This window comes from Thioalkalivibrio thiocyanodenitrificans ARhD 1 (genome assembly GCF_000378965.1).
Classification (GTDB): domain Bacteria; phylum Pseudomonadota; class Gammaproteobacteria; order Ectothiorhodospirales; family Ectothiorhodospiraceae; genus Thioalkalivibrio_A; species Thioalkalivibrio_A thiocyanodenitrificans.
Genome location: NZ_KB900536.1, coordinates 720,581 through 734,973, shown reverse-complemented (window position 1 = coordinate 734,973; position 14,393 = coordinate 720,581). Strand labels below are relative to the sequence as shown.

General features: G+C 65.7%; 16 protein-coding genes. 3 read left to right on the top strand and 13 right to left on the bottom strand.

Annotation, left to right across the window (positions count from 1 at the left end):
• The first annotated feature begins 65 nt into the window (after nt 1-65).
• A complete protein-coding gene (locus THITHI_RS0103400) occupies nt 66-428 on the top strand; it encodes an MbcA/ParS/Xre antitoxin family protein (protein WP_018231672.1) in 363 nt (120 codons plus the stop codon).
• A 17-nt stretch (nt 429-445) separates the two neighbouring features.
• Nucleotides 446-1,195: an RES family NAD+ phosphorylase gene (locus tag THITHI_RS0103395; protein WP_018231671.1), complete on the top strand. Its 750-nt coding sequence runs from the start codon at nt 446-448 to the stop codon at nt 1,193-1,195.
• A 57-nt stretch (nt 1,196-1,252) separates the two neighbouring features.
• Here the strand turns inward: THITHI_RS0103395 and THITHI_RS0103390 are convergent, their stop codons facing one another.
• The 11 genes from THITHI_RS0103390 to fabD all read right to left on the bottom strand — a co-directional run bounded on the left by THITHI_RS0103390 (nt 1,253) and on the right by fabD (nt 11,033).
• Nucleotides 1,253-2,026, bottom strand: coding sequence for a TatD family hydrolase (locus tag THITHI_RS0103390; protein WP_026186024.1), 774 nt, complete (start codon nt 2,024-2,026; stop codon nt 1,253-1,255).
• 129 nt (nt 2,027-2,155) lie between these two features.
• Nucleotides 2,156-2,497 carry a PilZ domain-containing protein gene (locus THITHI_RS0103385; protein ID WP_018231669.1) on the bottom strand — a complete coding sequence of 114 codons (342 nt, stop codon included), beginning with the start codon at nt 2,495-2,497 and terminating at the stop codon, nt 2,156-2,158.
• 13 nt (nt 2,498-2,510) lie between these two features.
• A complete protein-coding gene (locus THITHI_RS0103380) occupies nt 2,511-3,485 on the bottom strand; it encodes a DNA polymerase III subunit delta' (protein WP_018231668.1) in 975 nt (324 codons plus the stop codon).
• Entirely contained in the window at nt 3,482-4,138 is a 657-nt protein-coding gene (tmk, locus tag THITHI_RS0103375) for a dTMP kinase (RefSeq protein WP_018231667.1), read from the bottom strand. The genes THITHI_RS0103380 and tmk overlap by 4 nt, the downstream gene beginning before the upstream one ends.
• Complete coding sequence (gene mltG / locus THITHI_RS0103370) at nt 4,135-5,172, bottom strand: endolytic transglycosylase MltG (protein ID WP_018231666.1); 1,038 nt, start codon at nt 5,170-5,172, stop codon at nt 4,135-4,137. Before mltG ends, tmk begins: the two co-directional genes overlap by 4 nt.
• On the bottom strand, nt 5,169-5,978 hold the full coding sequence (pabC, locus tag THITHI_RS0103365; protein WP_018231665.1) for an aminodeoxychorismate lyase: 810 nt from the start codon (nt 5,976-5,978) through the stop codon (nt 5,169-5,171). The genes mltG and pabC overlap by 4 nt, the downstream gene beginning before the upstream one ends.
• Nucleotides 5,975-7,291 carry an aminodeoxychorismate synthase component I gene (locus THITHI_RS0103360; RefSeq protein ID WP_026186023.1) on the bottom strand — a complete coding sequence of 439 codons (1,317 nt, stop codon included), beginning with the start codon at nt 7,289-7,291 and terminating at the stop codon, nt 5,975-5,977. The genes pabC and THITHI_RS0103360 overlap by 4 nt, the downstream gene beginning before the upstream one ends.
• Nucleotides 7,292-7,325: 34 nt before the next feature.
• On the bottom strand, nt 7,326-8,564 hold the full coding sequence (gene fabF / locus THITHI_RS0103355) for a beta-ketoacyl-ACP synthase II (protein ID WP_026186022.1): 1,239 nt from the start codon (nt 8,562-8,564) through the stop codon (nt 7,326-7,328).
• A gap of 120 nt (nt 8,565-8,684) precedes the next feature.
• On the bottom strand, nt 8,685-8,924 hold the full coding sequence (acpP, locus tag THITHI_RS0103350) for an acyl carrier protein (protein WP_018231662.1): 240 nt from the start codon (nt 8,922-8,924) through the stop codon (nt 8,685-8,687).
• A gap of 248 nt (nt 8,925-9,172) precedes the next feature.
• The gene (gene fabG, locus THITHI_RS0103345) at nt 9,173-9,916 is read right to left on the bottom strand and encodes a 3-oxoacyl-ACP reductase FabG (RefSeq protein WP_018231661.1); all 744 of its coding nucleotides are present in this window, start codon (nt 9,914-9,916) and stop codon (nt 9,173-9,175) included.
• A 181-nt stretch (nt 9,917-10,097) separates the two neighbouring features.
• Entirely contained in the window at nt 10,098-11,033 is a 936-nt protein-coding gene (fabD, locus tag THITHI_RS0103340; RefSeq protein ID WP_018231660.1) for an ACP S-malonyltransferase, read from the bottom strand.
• A gap of 275 nt (nt 11,034-11,308) precedes the next feature.
• On the opposite strand from fabD, the gene infA reads away from it, so the two are divergent.
• Nucleotides 11,309-11,527 (top strand): translation initiation factor IF-1, encoded by a 219-nt coding sequence (gene infA, locus THITHI_RS0103335; RefSeq protein WP_018231659.1) that lies wholly within the window; start codon nt 11,309-11,311, stop codon nt 11,525-11,527.
• Nucleotides 11,528-11,644: 117 nt separating this feature from the next.
• On the opposite strand, the gene clpA is transcribed toward infA, so the two are convergent.
• The gene (gene clpA / locus THITHI_RS0103330; RefSeq protein ID WP_018231658.1) at nt 11,645-13,906 is read right to left on the bottom strand and encodes an ATP-dependent Clp protease ATP-binding subunit ClpA; all 2,262 of its coding nucleotides are present in this window, start codon (nt 13,904-13,906) and stop codon (nt 11,645-11,647) included.
• A gap of 21 nt (nt 13,907-13,927) precedes the next feature.
• Nucleotides 13,928-14,245 carry an ATP-dependent Clp protease adapter ClpS gene (gene clpS, locus THITHI_RS0103325; protein ID WP_018231657.1) on the bottom strand — a complete coding sequence of 106 codons (318 nt, stop codon included), beginning with the start codon at nt 14,243-14,245 and terminating at the stop codon, nt 13,928-13,930.
• Between the last annotated feature and the right edge of the window lie 148 nt (nt 14,246-14,393).

The following is a 14,393-nucleotide window of genomic DNA, read 5'->3' as shown; positions in this document are numbered from 1 at the left end:
CGGAATGTTGCATATGCGTCATTGGAGTCGGATAATCAGTTTATGCAACATTTCGGGGGTGTCCCATGTCCCAGGCAGCCAGCCCGGTTCGCATCGATCCGGCACAAACACTGACCACGGCCTTTCTCAAGGCCGGAAAGGCCCTGGGGTTGAGCCGTACCGTACTTGGCCAGGTGATCGGAAAGGATCGCAGCACCCTGGTCCGGGGCCGGATTGACCCGGCCAGCAAGGCGGGCGAGCTGGCTTTGCTGCTGGTGCGCTGCTACCGGGCCCTGTTCGTGCTGGTGGGCGGTGAGCCGGAGCAGATGCGCCACTGGATGCACACGCCGAACAGGGACATCGGCGGTGTCCCGGCCGCGCAGGTGTGTACCGTGCAGGGTCTGATTCGCGTCACCGAGTACCTGGACGCCATGCGCGGAAAGGTCTGAGCGGGCGGCACCCCACCATGACCGAACCGGACATCTGGGATGCCTGTGCGAGGGACGCCCGGCCGGGCAGCCTGCGTGGTACCCTCCTTCGCATCGTTGAGAGCCAGGAACAGGTAGCCACGGCGAGTCTCGTGGATTCCCTTGAGGAACAGGCCGTCCTGGAGGCCCTGCTGGAAGGGACCAAGCCGGCGATCCCGGCCGGAGCGCCACGCCACTATCTGCTCAGCACCCCGTTCCGTTATCCGCCGCTGCGCCATGGCTCGAGATTCGGCGCACGATTCGAGCCGAGCATCTTCTACGGTTCGCTGTCCCTGCCCACGCTGCTGGCCGAAGCGGCCTTCTACCGGTTCCACTTCTGGTACGCCATGGAAACGCCGCCCACGCGGCCGTTCATCACGCGGCACACGATCTTCGAGGCCAGCTATCGAAGCGACCGCGGTCTGCAGCTTCAGGAGCCCCCTTTCGACCGCTTCCGGGATGTGCTGACCCATCCATCCGCCTATGGCGCGACGCAGCGCCTGGGCTCCGCCATGCGTGCAGCCGGGATCGAAGCGTTCGAGTATCGTTCGGCGCGTGACCCGGGGCTCGACGCGGCCCTGTTCACTCCCGGTGCGCTTGCCAGCCGTCGCCCGCGCAACCAGGAACAATGGACTTGCGAAACGGCGGGTGAGCGGGTGTCCTTCCTGCGCGATGCAGGCGGGCAACTGCGCACCCTCCCGCTGGAACGCTTCCTGGTGAACGGCGCGCTGCCCCGCCCGGCACCGTGAGCGCTTCCTGGTGAGAGATATCCCTTGCCTTCGTGCGTTTCGTGATGAACCGAAGCGTCAGCCGCGCCCGAACAGGGCGTGGTAATTGCGCGTCGTCAGTTCGGCGATGGTTTCGAGATCGCTGCCGCGCACCTCGGCCACCCTGGCGGCCACGTCGCGCACCCAGGCGGGATGGTTGGTCTTGCCGCGGTGGGGCACGGGAGCCAGGTAGGGCGCATCGGTCTCCACCAGCAGACGGTCGTCCGGCACGCGCCGGGCTACGTCCCGCAGTGCCTCGGCATTGCGAAACGTGACGATTCCGGAAAACGAGATATAAAAGCCCAGGTCCAGGGCGGCCCGTGCCATCTCCCAGGTCTCGGTGAAGCAGTGCATCACACCGCGCGGGCCGTCGGCACCTTCCTCGCGCAGGATGCTGATGGTGTCGTCACGGGCATCGCGGGTGTGGATGATCAGCGGCTTGCCCAGTTCCCGGGCGGCGCGCACATGCACCCGGAAGCGCTCGCGCTGCCATTCATTATCGTCCGGGTGGTAGTGGTAGTCGAGCCCGGTCTCCCCCACTGCTGCCACCAGGGGGTCGCGACCCCGGGTGACCAGGTCTTCCACGGTGGGCTCGGCACCCCCGGACTCTCCAGGATGCACCCCCACGGAGCACGACACCTGCGGGTAACGTTCCGCGATGCCGCGCACCGTCGGATACCCTTCCAGCGAGATGTTCACGCACAGCATGTGCACCACACCCGCGTCGCGGGCCGCCGCGAGCAGGTTGTCCAGGGAACCGTCGAATTTCTCCAGATCGATGCGATCCAGATGGCAGTGGGAGTCGATGAGCATGAAGGACATTCAAAGTTCAAGGTTTAATGTTCAAGGTTCAAGGCTCAAGGCCGGACCGTATCAGTTGGCGGTCATCCAGAGCCAACGTGCCCTTCATTGAATCTTGAACTTTGAACCTTGAACCTCAGTTCACATGGTATGTGTCGGGCGATCGGCCTGCAGGGCGCCGGCGAGCAGGCCTTCGATCTTGTTGCGGGTGGCGCCGTTGTCCTGGGGGTTGAACTGCACACCGATGCCGGGGGTGCGGTTGCCCTGGGCGCGGGGCGGCGTCAGCCAGATGATTCGGCCGGCCACCGGCATGCGCTCCCGTTCCTCCATGAGCGTGAGCAGCATGAACACCTCGTCTCCCAGCTTGTAGGGCTTCTGGGTGGGGATGAACAGCCCGCCGTTCTTCACGAACGGCATGTATGCGGCATACAAGGAGTTCTTGTCCTTGATGGATAGCGAGAGAATACCCTGTCCTGACGACATGGCGGTGGCTCCGTCACGGCCTGCCGGGGGCGAGATCCGCAAACACGTCTTCCAGCAGAAGCTGCGGATTGACGGTGGTGCGGGCCAGTCGCCGCCATTCGGCGAGGCGATCCTGCAATGGAAAGGTTCGACCCAAGTCTAACGCCTTTGCCAGTGGCTGCAAATCCTTGATCCGCGTATCGGCGGTCTGCCCGGCCCATGCCTGACGCGCGCATTCCCACAGGGCGATCTGTATCCAGCGAATGAGACGCTCGGTCTCCTGGCCCTTCCAGTGTTCCGCCAGTTCCACGATGCCGCGCCTGCCGGCGGACAATTCGGCCAGATCACGCACCAGGGCCCGCCAGTGTTCCGCGGCCCCCTCCTCTGCCAGCGTCCGGGCCGTCAATGGGGCGCCCCGCGCCATGCACAGCAGCACGTCCATATCCGCCTCCGGCAAACCCTGAGCCGTCAGCCAGGCACGTGTATCCGTCTCGCCGGGCAGGGGCACGGAGATGATCTGGCAGCGGCTGCGAATGGTGGCGGGCAGGCGGGAGGGGTCCGCCGTGACCAGGATCAGGAGCGTGTGCTCGGGCGGTTCTTCCAGGGTCTTGAGCAGGCTGTTTGCGGCACTGATGTTCATGGCGTCCGCCGGCCACAGGACAGCCACCCGGTGGGCACCCATGGAGCGGCTCAGGCCCATGGTTTCTGCCAGTTCGCGGATCTGATCCACGAGGATCTGCGTCTTGTCCTCGGGGACGGTCAGGCGCACCTGGTCCGGATGGGTGCCCGCATCGTGCAGGCGGCAACTCGGACAGCGGCCGCACGGATCTCCCTGCGGACCGGGTTCAGTGCACAGGGCGGCGCCGGCCAGGGCCTCCGCCAGGGCCAGCTTGCCGATGCCCCCGGGGCCCGTGAGCAGCAGTGCATGGGGCATGCGATCGGCCGCCAGGCGCCCCAGCAGTTGACGCCATGTGGATTCCAGCCATGGATAGGGGGCCGGCGGGCTCATGTCCCCTGCCCTGTTCCCATCAGGGATGAGACTGCCTGTTGCAGGTCACCGGCCACTGCTTCCACGGAACGGGAGGCGTCGATGATGCGATAGCGGGCCGGTTCGCTGCGGGCGCGTTCCAGGTAGGCCTCGCGCACCCGCTCGAAAAACTCCACGGCCTCCTGTTCGAAGCGGTCCGCCTCGCTTCGGCCTCGGGCACGGGCAAGGCCTGTTTTCACGTCCATGTCCAGCAGCAGCGTGAGATCCGGCCGTACGGGGCCCTGCACCCAGACCTCCAGGGCGGCGATGCGGGCGGGGTCGACACCGCGCCCGCCACCCTGGTAGGCATAGGTGGCATCGGTGAACCGGTCGCACAGCACCCACCTGCCCGCCTCCAGGGCCGGCAGGATCAGTGTGCGCAGATGCTCCGCCCGGGCCGCGAACATGAGCAGCAGTTCGGTATCCGGATGCATGGCCGGGTGATCCCTGGACAGCAGCAGGCCGCGAATCGCCTCGGCCACGGGCGTGCCCCCCGGCTCACGCGTGGTGACCAGCGCGATGCCCTGATCCTCCAGAAACCGCTTGAGCCCCTCCACCTGGGTGGACTTGCCCGCGCCCTCGCCCCCTTCCAGCGTGATGAAGCGGCCCCGTCGTTTCGGTGACGGCTGGTTCATGGTCGTGCGCTCCCCGGATAGCGACCGGCATCGCCTCCCAGCTGATACCGGATCACCGCCTCCCGGTGTTCCCGGTAGGTGGTGGAGAAATGATGACTGCCGTCGCCCCGGGAGACAAAGAACAGCACCTCGGAGTCGGCGGGATTGAGGGCGGCGCGAATGGCATCACCCCCCGGCAGTGCAATGGGCGTGGGCGGCAGGCCCGCCCGCGTATAGGTGTTGTACGGGGTGTCGGTCCGCAGGTCGCGCCGGCGCAGCCTGCCATCACTGACCTGCCCTCCATACACCTGTGTCCCGTAGATGACCGTGGGATCGGTCTGCAGTCGCATGCCCCGGCGCAGGCGCGTGGTGAACACCGCCGCGACCAGTTCCCGCTCATCGGGTACACCGGTCTCCCTTTCCACGATGGATGCCAGGATCAGGGCCTCGTAGGGCGTTTCCAGCGGCAGGTCCTGCTGACGCTCCGCCCAGGCTGATTCCAGGACACTCACCATGCGCCTATGCGCCCGATCCAGAAACTCCAGATCCGTGGTCCCGCGTGGAAACAGATAGGTGTCCGGATAGAACCAGCCCTCGGGATGTTCGCCGGGGCGGCCGAGCCGCGCCATGATCTCCATATCCTCCTCCGGCATCAGGGTCTGCTTCAGATGGGGATGCGCGCGAACGGCATGCATGAGTTGTGCGAAGGTCCATCCCTCCGGGATGGTCAGGCTGTACTGGATCGTGCGCCCGCCGAGAAACAGTGCCAGCAGGCCGCGCGGCGTCAGCCCCGGTTCCAGGCGGTACTCCCCGGTCCGGACATTGGTGGAACCCGCTTCAACCCGGGCATGGAACTCCCAGTAGAGGGGACGTTCGAGCCAGCCCGCTTCATGGAGTTCGCGGGCTACGCGGCGTACCGAGGCGCCGGCCGGCAGGTCATAGACCCGGGGCTCGTCCAGGGCCAGGGGCCGGTCCATGAAACGCAGGTAATCCACGGTCAGGCCCGCCGCAGCCGCCACCGCAAGCAACACCAGGCTCGCCACCAGCCACCTCACGGCCCGTCTCCGTCCAGGGCACGTTGCAGCAGGCCGACCAGGGGGGGCACCGGCAGCGGATGCCCGTCCAGCGCCTGCACCGGCCACAGGCCGATCAGCGTGTTGGTGAGCAGAAGCCCGTCGGCCCCGAACAGGTCGTCCAGGCCGTAGCGCCCCTCATGGACGGGAATCCCCAGCCCCCGTGCACACGCCATGACCCGGGCCCGGGTGACACCCGCCACGCCGCATTGATCCAGCAGGGGCGTGTGCAGGGCGCCGTCCCGGATCAGGAACAGGTTGCTCATGGTCCCTTCCACCACGTGGTCCTCCGTGTCCAGCATGATGCCTTCCTGAAACCCGTCCTGCCATTCGTTGCGCGCCAGCACCTGCTCCAGGCGATTGAGATGCTTGATGCCCGCCAGCAAGGGGTGGCGTGCCAGGCGCGTCCGGCAGACGCGGACAGGGACACCCTCCTCGCGCCAGGCCGCCGGGTACGCGGGGATGTCCAGGGCCATCAGGATGCGTGTCGGCTCGGGTGACGGGGGTGGCCGGTAGCCCCGGGGCCCGCTACCCCGGGTGAGCATCAGCTTGAGGGCGCCGTGTGTGCCGGACGCGAGTACCGTGCGCGCCTCGGTCAGCCACAGGGCGGGGTCCGGCATGGGCAGGTCCAGGCGCGCACAGCCCGCGGCCATGCGTGTCATGTGCCGTTGCCAGTGCCCGGGTTCACGGCGCTGCACGGCCAGTGTCTCGAACAGGCCGTCGCCATAGGCGAGGCCGCGATCGGTCACCGGCACGTCCTCCCGGGCTTCACCGTTCACCAGGATCATGACACCAGCATCCGGCGCAGGCCTTCGGCCTTGTGGCGGGTCTCCTCCAGTTCCCGCCGGGGGTCGGAGTCGGCGACGATGCCGGCCCCGGTGCGAAAGCGGATTTCCCGGCCCTGATGCACCAGGGTCCTGATGAGAATGTTCAGGTCCATGTCCCCGTCCCGGTTCAGGTAGCCCAGGGAACCGGTGTAGGCGCCCCGTCCCTGCCCTTCCAGTTCCGCGATGATCTCCATGCAGCGCACCTTGGGGCAGCCGGTGATGGTGCCGCCGGGAAAGACCGCGCGGATGACCTCACCGGGGGTGACCTCCGCGCGCAGCCTGCCGGTGACGTTGGAGACGATGTGATGGACATGGGGATAGGTTTCCAGGGTCATCAGCTCGTCCACCCGGATGCTGCCGGGCCGGCACAGACGTCCCAGGTCGTTGCGCTCCAGGTCCAGGAGCATGATGTGCTCGGCCCGTTCCTTGGCATTGCCCAGGAGCTGTGTCGCCAATGCGCGGTCCGCCTCCAGCCGGGCTCCCCGGGGGCGAGTGCCGGCGATGGGACGTGTATCGACACGGTCGCCGCGCACGCGCACCAGCCGCTCCGGGGAGGAACTGACGATCTGCCCGCCCGGAAGGGTGGCCAGGGCCGCGAACGGCGCCGGATTGCAGTCCCGCAGTCTGTCGTACAGGTCGGCCGCCGGCATGTCCTCTCCCAGCCGGGCCTGCCAGGCGCGGGACAGGTTCACCTGGAAGACATCGCCGTCGCGAATATAACGGATGACCTGCGCCACTCCGTCCAGATAGCGCTGTGGCGGATCCTCGTCCAGGGATTCCGGCCACGGGACCGGGGGCGGCGGACGCACGGCGTCCAGGGAGGCGAGGTCGGCGCGCATCTGCGCAAGGGCATCCTCGTGTCCCGGTTCAGCCACCAGGTACGTTCGCGCCAGGGCATGGTCCACCACCATGGCGCACGGAAAGCGCTGCGCGAAGGCCACCGGCAATCCGCAGGGATCCGACGGGAGATTCAGCACCGGCTCCACCTGGCCGGCCAGCTCGTAGCCCAGAAAGAGAAACCAGCCGCCCCGAAACGGCAGGCGTTCGGGATCACCGGGCGGGCGCTCGATGCGTTCCCTGTGCCAGCAGGCATCGAGCCGGTGCAGAAAGTCCGGGGATCGATCCATGGATTCGAGGACCAGTCGGTCCCCCGGGAATGCGAACAGGATGCTGTAGCGCGCCTGGGGCGTGCCCCGCAGGGCGCTTTCCAGGAGGTGGGGATATCGCCCGGGCCAGCGCCGGTGAAGCGCCAGCAAATCCGCAACCGACTCCAGGCAGGGGGCATCGCCGCCCCATGCCTGGATGGCGTCAGAGGGCCCGGAAGATGAGGGTGCCGTTGGTGCCACCGAATCCGAAGGAATTGGACAGGCCCACCCGGATGTTCATCTCACGGGCGGTGTTGGGCACGTAGTCCAGATCGCACTCCGGGTCGGGGTTGTCGAGGTTGATGGTGGGCGGGGCAATGCCATGCTTGATGGCCAGGGCCAGAAACACCGCCTCGACCCCCCCTGCGGCACCCAGCAGATGTCCGGTCATGGACTTGGTGGAGCTGATGGCCGTCTTGTAGGCGTGATCGCCCAGGGCGCGCTTGGCCGCCATGGTTTCCGCCTTGTCGCCGGCGGGTGTCGAGGTGCCGTGGGCATTGATGTAGTCCACCTCATCCGCGTTGAGCCCGGCATCACGCAGCGCCATGAGCATGCACTTGGCGGCCCCTTCCCCGCCCTCGGAGGGCTGGGTCATGTGGAAGGCGTCGCTGTTCCACCCGAACCCGGCGAGTTCGCAGTAGATCGGTGCGCCGCGGGCGCGGGCGTGTTCGTACTCCTCCACCACCAGCACGCCGGCACCGTCGCCGAGCACGAAGCCGTCCCGGTCCCGGTCCCAGGGGCGGCTGGCCCTTTCGGGATCATCGTTGCGGGTGGACAGGGCGCGGGCGGCGGCAAACCCGCCGATGCCCAGCGGCGTGGTCGCCATCTCGGCACCGCCGGCGACCATCACGTCCACGTCGCCGTACATGATCATGCGCGCGGCGTCGCCGATGTTGTGGGTGCCGGTGGCACAGGCGGAGACAATGGAGATGTTCGGCCCCTGAAGGCCGCACATGATGGACAGGTTGCCGGCCACCATGTTGATGATGGCGCTGGGCACGAAGAACGGCGAGATCTTGCGCGCACCCCCCTTGAGGTAGGCGCCGTAGCTCTTCTCGATGTAGGGCAGGCCTCCGATACCCGAGCCTATGGCCACGCCGATACGCTCGGCGTTGGCCTCGGTCACCTCCAGCCCGGAGTCCTGTATGGCCTGGAGGCCCGCGGCGATGCCGTAATGGACGAAGGTGTCCATCTTCCGCTGTTCCTTGGGCGAGATGTAATCGTCCGCATTGAAATCCCGCACCTCGCCGGAAATCCGCACGGGCATCTCGGAGGCGTCGAAGACCTCGATGGGCGAGATCCCGCTACGGCCCGCGGTGATATTGTCCCATGCTGTGGGGATGGTTGATCCGACCGGGGAGACGATCCCCAGTCCGGTGATGACGACGCGCCGTTTAGACAAGCTCTTGTCCTCGGAAAATTGGATTTCCTGCCGGATCAAAACACCCGTGGCCGCGAACAGGGGGTTCCGCTCGCGGCCACGGGTTAAGACCTTGGATCGTGGGCCGTAATCCCGCCCCGATCAACCCTGCAGGTGAGCGTTGATGTAATCAATCGCCTGCTGCACGGTGGTGATCTTCTCCGCTTCCTCGTCCGGAATCTCGGTCTCGAATTCCTCTTCCAGCGCCATGACGAGTTCAACGGTGTCCAGGGAGTCCGCGCCCAGATCATCCACGAAGGAGGAGGTCGTCTTCACTTCCTCTTCCTTCACGCCCAGTTGTTCCACAACGATCTTCTTGACGCGTTCTTCGATGTTGCTCATGGTCAGAGTATCCCCATTGATTGGATAAGCAGCCGCTGCTGGGCAGCCATTTTAGTGAAAACCCCCAGGCCCTTCCACTTGAAGTGATATGGATCACGCCGGCCTGGTGCCTCAGGACTTTTCAAGGGGCGCGAGTATGGCGCGTGTCCTGTCTCCTGTAAACCTTTCGGGCGTCGTTTCGTGGCCCTGTCCCGGCCAGCGAGCCGCACCACTAATCCCTTCATAAAGAGTCTGTTATGGCCCGTTTCTCAAGCCATGTACATGCCGCCGTTCACGTGCAGGGTCTCCCCGGTGACATAGGCGGCCGCCGGTGAAGCGAGGAAGGCCACCACCGAGGCGATCTCCTCGGGGCGTCCCAGCCGGCCCAGCGGTATCTGCCCCAGCAGCGCATCGCGCTGGGCATCGGGCAGGGCCCGGGTCATGTCCGTATCGATGAAACCCGGCGCCACCGTGTTGACGGTGATGCCCCGGGAACCGACCTCCCGGGCCAGTGATTTGCCCAGGCCCAGCAGGCCCGCCTTGGCCGCCGCGTAGTTGGTCTGTCCGGCATTCCCCGTGGAGCCCACCACGGAGCCCACGTTGATGATGCGTCCCTTGCGCGCCTTCATCATGCCGCGCAGCACCCCCCGGGTCACACGCCAGACGGCGGTGAGGTTCGTCTGTATGATGGCGTCCCACTCCTCGTCCTTCATGCGCATCATGAGGTTGTCCCGGGTAATGCCGGCATTGTTCACCAGGATGGTGATGCCGCCCACATCCTCGGTGATCTGCCGGATGACCGAATCGACGGCATCCGCGTCGGTGACATCCAGTGCCATGCCGCGGCCCTTGAAGCCGCCCTCGCGCAGGTAAGCCGTGATGGATTCGGCGCCGGATTCGCTGGTGGCGGTGCCCACCACGGTGGCGCCCTGCCTGGCCAGCGCCAGGGCAATGGCCTTGCCGATGCCCCGGCTGGCGCCGGAGACCAGTGCGATCTCGTTTTCAAGGGTCATGGGTCCACTCTCCTCGCGTGACTGCTCATCGCCGCGTGGTATCACGCAACGGTTCATTTTCCGGCCACCGGGTTCACAGGGATTCGGGCAGGATCCTGGATCAGCGCACCGTGCCTGTCCTTTACGCTGTGATCGCTGAGAACTTCTGTGGCAATTAGTGTCTTCGCTGCCTGCGGGGATGTCAGGCGCCAACCAGGTCCAGGGCCTGGCGCAGGCTTTCCGGGTCCTGGACGCAGATCACGCCCAGGCCCTTGTCGATTCGTTTGTTGAGGCCGGTGAGCACCCTGCCCGGACCCAGCTCCACGATGGCGGATACACCCTGCGCGGCCATGTGCCGCACGCTGTCCACCCAGCGCACGGGGCGGTGAAGCTGTGCCGCCAGGGCAGCGCGGATATCATCGGGCGCATCATGGGCGGAGGCATCCACGTTATGGATCACCGGGATGCCCGGAGCGGTGACCGCCGTGTCCGCCAGGCGATCGGCCAGACGGGCCGCCGCATCCTCCATGAGCCGGCAATGGGACGGCACACTGACCGGCAGTTTCACGCTGCGCCTGGCCCCCACCTCCGCGGCCAGGGCCACGGCACGGTCCACGGCGGCGGTGTCCCCCGCGATCACCACCTGGCCGGGGGAGTTGAAATTCACGGCTTCCACGACACCGCCCTGGGCGGCCCGGGCGCAGATGTCCATGACCTGTCCGTCATCCAGACCCAGGATCGCCGCCATGGCACCCTCACCCGGCGCCACCGCCCCCTGCATCAGGCGGCCGCGTTCGGCGACCAGTTGCACGGTATTGCCGAAGGCCAGTGCACCGGCGCACACCAGCGCCGTGTATTCACCCAGACTGTGGCCCGCCAGGATGGCCGGTGTCCTGCCCCCTGAAGCCTGCCAGACGCGCCATGCGGCCACGCCCGCGGCCAGCATGGCAGGCTGGGTCATCTCGGTGCGGTTCAGATCTTCCTCCGGGCCGTTCTGCGCCAGATTCCACAGGTCAGAGCCCAGGGCGTCGGACGCCTCCTCAAAGGCCTCGCGCACTTGCGGGTGTGCGTCGGAAAGCGCACTCAGCATGCCCAGGGACTGGGACCCCTGGCCGGGGAATACACAGGCAAACGTCATATCAATGGATGGCCTCTGTGGCGGTGAAGGAACATGTCGGTCCGACGGATCGGCCTCGACAGTGTGCGGGGCGTGCGCAACCCCGGGCGCCCTGCAACCTCATCGGAGGCTGGCGCCCCGGACGGAAGGAGCCCGTCCGGCATGCGACACGCCCGCAGGCCGCGTAGTGTAGTTAAACTGTGGATGTCCGGGCAAATAACGTGAATCCGCCCTTGTTTTATGGAGCCGGTTGTTGATAATGGGCGGCTTGGTTCGACCTGACAAATTAGGTTCTTATGGCCAAAGAAGACCATATCGAAATGGAAGGCACGGTGCTCGACACCCTGCCCAACACCATGTTCCGGGTGCAGCTTGACAATGGCCACATCGTGACGGCCCACATCTCCGGGCGCATGCGCAAACACTACATCCGCATCCTTACGGGTGACCGCGTCACGGTGCAGATGACCCCCTACGACCTCACCAAGGGCCGCATCACCTACCGCAATAAGTGATATCCCCTGGGGATCTCCCTTCCAAAGAACAAAAACTTGCCGCAGAGGCGCAGAGAACGATCGGATTGATTGTTCAATTCTCTGCGCGTCCGCGCCTCTGCGGCGGCTTTATCAATCTCAATGCACCGCCTCTTCCTGGTAGTCGAGCACCAGTGAGCCGTCGCGCACGGTGACGTGCACCTCGCCGCCGCCGGTCAGGCGGCCGAACAGGATCTCCTCGGCCAGCGGCTTCTTGATGTGCTCCTGGATGACACGGGCCATGGGGCGGGCGCCCATGCGCGGATCGTAACCGTGCTGGGCGAGCCACAGGCGCGCCTCCTCGTCCACGTCCAGCACCACCTTCTTCTCGTCCAGTTGGGCCTGGAGCTGTGTGAGAAACTTGTCCACCACGCTGGCAATGGTCTCCGGCGCCAGGGCGCGGAACTGGATGATGCCGTCGAGACGGTTGCGGAACTCCGGACTGAAGGTGCGCTTGAGCACTTCCATGGCGTCGGTGGAATGATCCTGCTGGGTGAATCCCATGGTCGCCCGGGCGGAGAGTTCCGCCCCCACGTTGCTGGTCATCACCATGATCACGTTCCGGAAATCCACCTTGCGCCCGTTGGTGTCGGTGAGCGTGCCGTGGTCCATGACCTGAAGCAGCAGGTTGAACACGTCCGGATGGGCCTTCTCGATCTCGTCTAGCAGGAGCACCGCGTGGGGGTGCTTGAGGATGGCGTCGGTGAGCAGTCCGCCCTCGTCGTAACCGACGTAGCCTGGCGGTGCGCCGATCAGGCGCGACACCGTGTGGCGCTCCATGTACTCGGACATGTCGAAGCGCACCAGTTCGATGCCCAGCAGATCGGCGAGTTGACGCGTGACTTCCGTCTTGCCCACACCCGTGGGCCCCGAGAACAGGAACGAGCCGATGGGCTTGTGGCCGTCGCCCAGGCCGGAGCGGGCCATCTTGATGGCTGACGCCAGCGTGGAGATGGCCTCCTCCTGGCCGAACACCACCATGTTCAGGTTGCGCTCCAGGTGCTTGAGGGTCTCCATGTCGGATGCCGACACGCTCTTGGGCGGAATGCGTGCAATCTTGGCGACAATGCTCTCCACGTCCTGCACCGAGATGGTCTTCTTGCGGCTGCCCGGCGGTTGCAGACGGCGGTTGGCGCCGGCCTCGTCGATCACGTCGATGGCCTTATCCGGCAGGTGCCGATCGGTGATATACCGGCTGGACAGCTCCGCCGCCGCTTTGAGCGCCTTCTGGGTGTAGCGCACGTCATGGTGGGATTCGAAACGCGACTTGAGCCCCTTGAGTATCTCCACCGTCTCATCCACCGTGGGTTCGTTCACGTCGATCTTCTGGAACCGGCGGGCCAGCGCCCGGTCCTTCTCGAAGATGCCGCGGTACTCCTGGTAGGTGGTGGAGCCGACACACTTCAGTTCACCGGATGCCAGCATGGGCTTGATCAGGTTGGAGGCATCCATGACACCGCCGGAGGCGGCGCCCGCCCCGATGACCGTGTGGATCTCGTCGATGAACAGCACTGAACCCGGGCGGCGCTTGAGCTGGGAGAGCACACCCTTCAGGCGTTTCTCGAAGTCGCCCCGGTACTTGGTGCCGGCCACCAGGGCGCCCAGATCCAGGGAATAGATGACCGCATCCTTGAGGATCTCGGGCACCTCCTCGTCCACGATCTTCTTGGCGAGCCCCTCGGCAATGGCGGTCTTGCCCACGCCGGCCTCGCCCACGTACAGGGGGTTGTTCTTGCGCCGGCGGCACAGGATCTGCACGGTGCGCTCCACCTCGTGAGCCCGGCCGATGAGCGGGTCAATCTTGCCCAGGCGGGCCTGCTCGTTGAGATTGGTGGCATAGGCCTCAAGCGGATTGGTCCGCTGACCTTCCTCGCCTTCCGTGGCGGATTCCTGCCGCGCGGCCGCGTCCTCGTCCGGATGCTCCTCCGGCACCTTGGAGATACCGTGAGAGATGTAGTTGACCACGTCCAGACGCGCCACATCGTGCTGGGACAGCAGATAGACGGCCTGGGACTCCTGCTCACCGAAGATGGCGACCAGCACGTTCGCGCCCGTGACCTCCTTGCGCCCGGATGACTGCACATGGAAGACCGCACGCTGAAGCACGCGTTGAAAACCAAGGGTGGGTTGGGTATCGCGCAGGTCCTTGGGCGGCAGGCGCGGGGTGTTGGTATCCACGAACTGGGCCAGCTCGCTGCGCAGCTTGTCCAGATCGACGCCGCAGGCGCGCATCACCCCGGCAGCCGTGGGATTCTCCGTCAGGGCAAGCAACAGGTGCTCCACGGTCATGAACTCGTGGCGCTTGTCGCGGGCGGCCTTGAAGGCCGTGTTCAGGGAGAATTCAAGCTCTTTGTTCAACATGGTGTCACCCCGTCAGGGTCGTTACGCCTGTTCCATTGCGCACAGGAGCGGGTGGTTGTGCTGGCGAGAGTAGTCGTTGACCTGCGCTACCTTGGTCTCGGCGATATCCCGCGGATAGATGCCGCATACGCCCTTGCCCCGGGTGTGCACGTGCAACATGATCCGCGTGGCCTTCTCCCTGTCCATCCCGAAGAATCCTTCCAGGACTTCCACGACGAACTCCATGGGCGTGTAGTCGTCGTTGAGAAGCACGACCTGAAACTGCGGCGGTGGCTTGATCTTGGGGCGGGCCTCCTCGAGGGCCAGCTCCTGGTCGGGTTGTTTCCTTTCATCTCCCATGGCTTGACAGTGGTGTCTTTTGACAGTGGTTCAACGGTTCGTGCCGAAAAAAACAGGCAGGTCGCGGAATGATCACCGGCCAGACGCCCCGATTATAGCCCAGACACCGACGCTGAAACCCCTGGGTGCGCGGGGGCTTTGAAGGCGG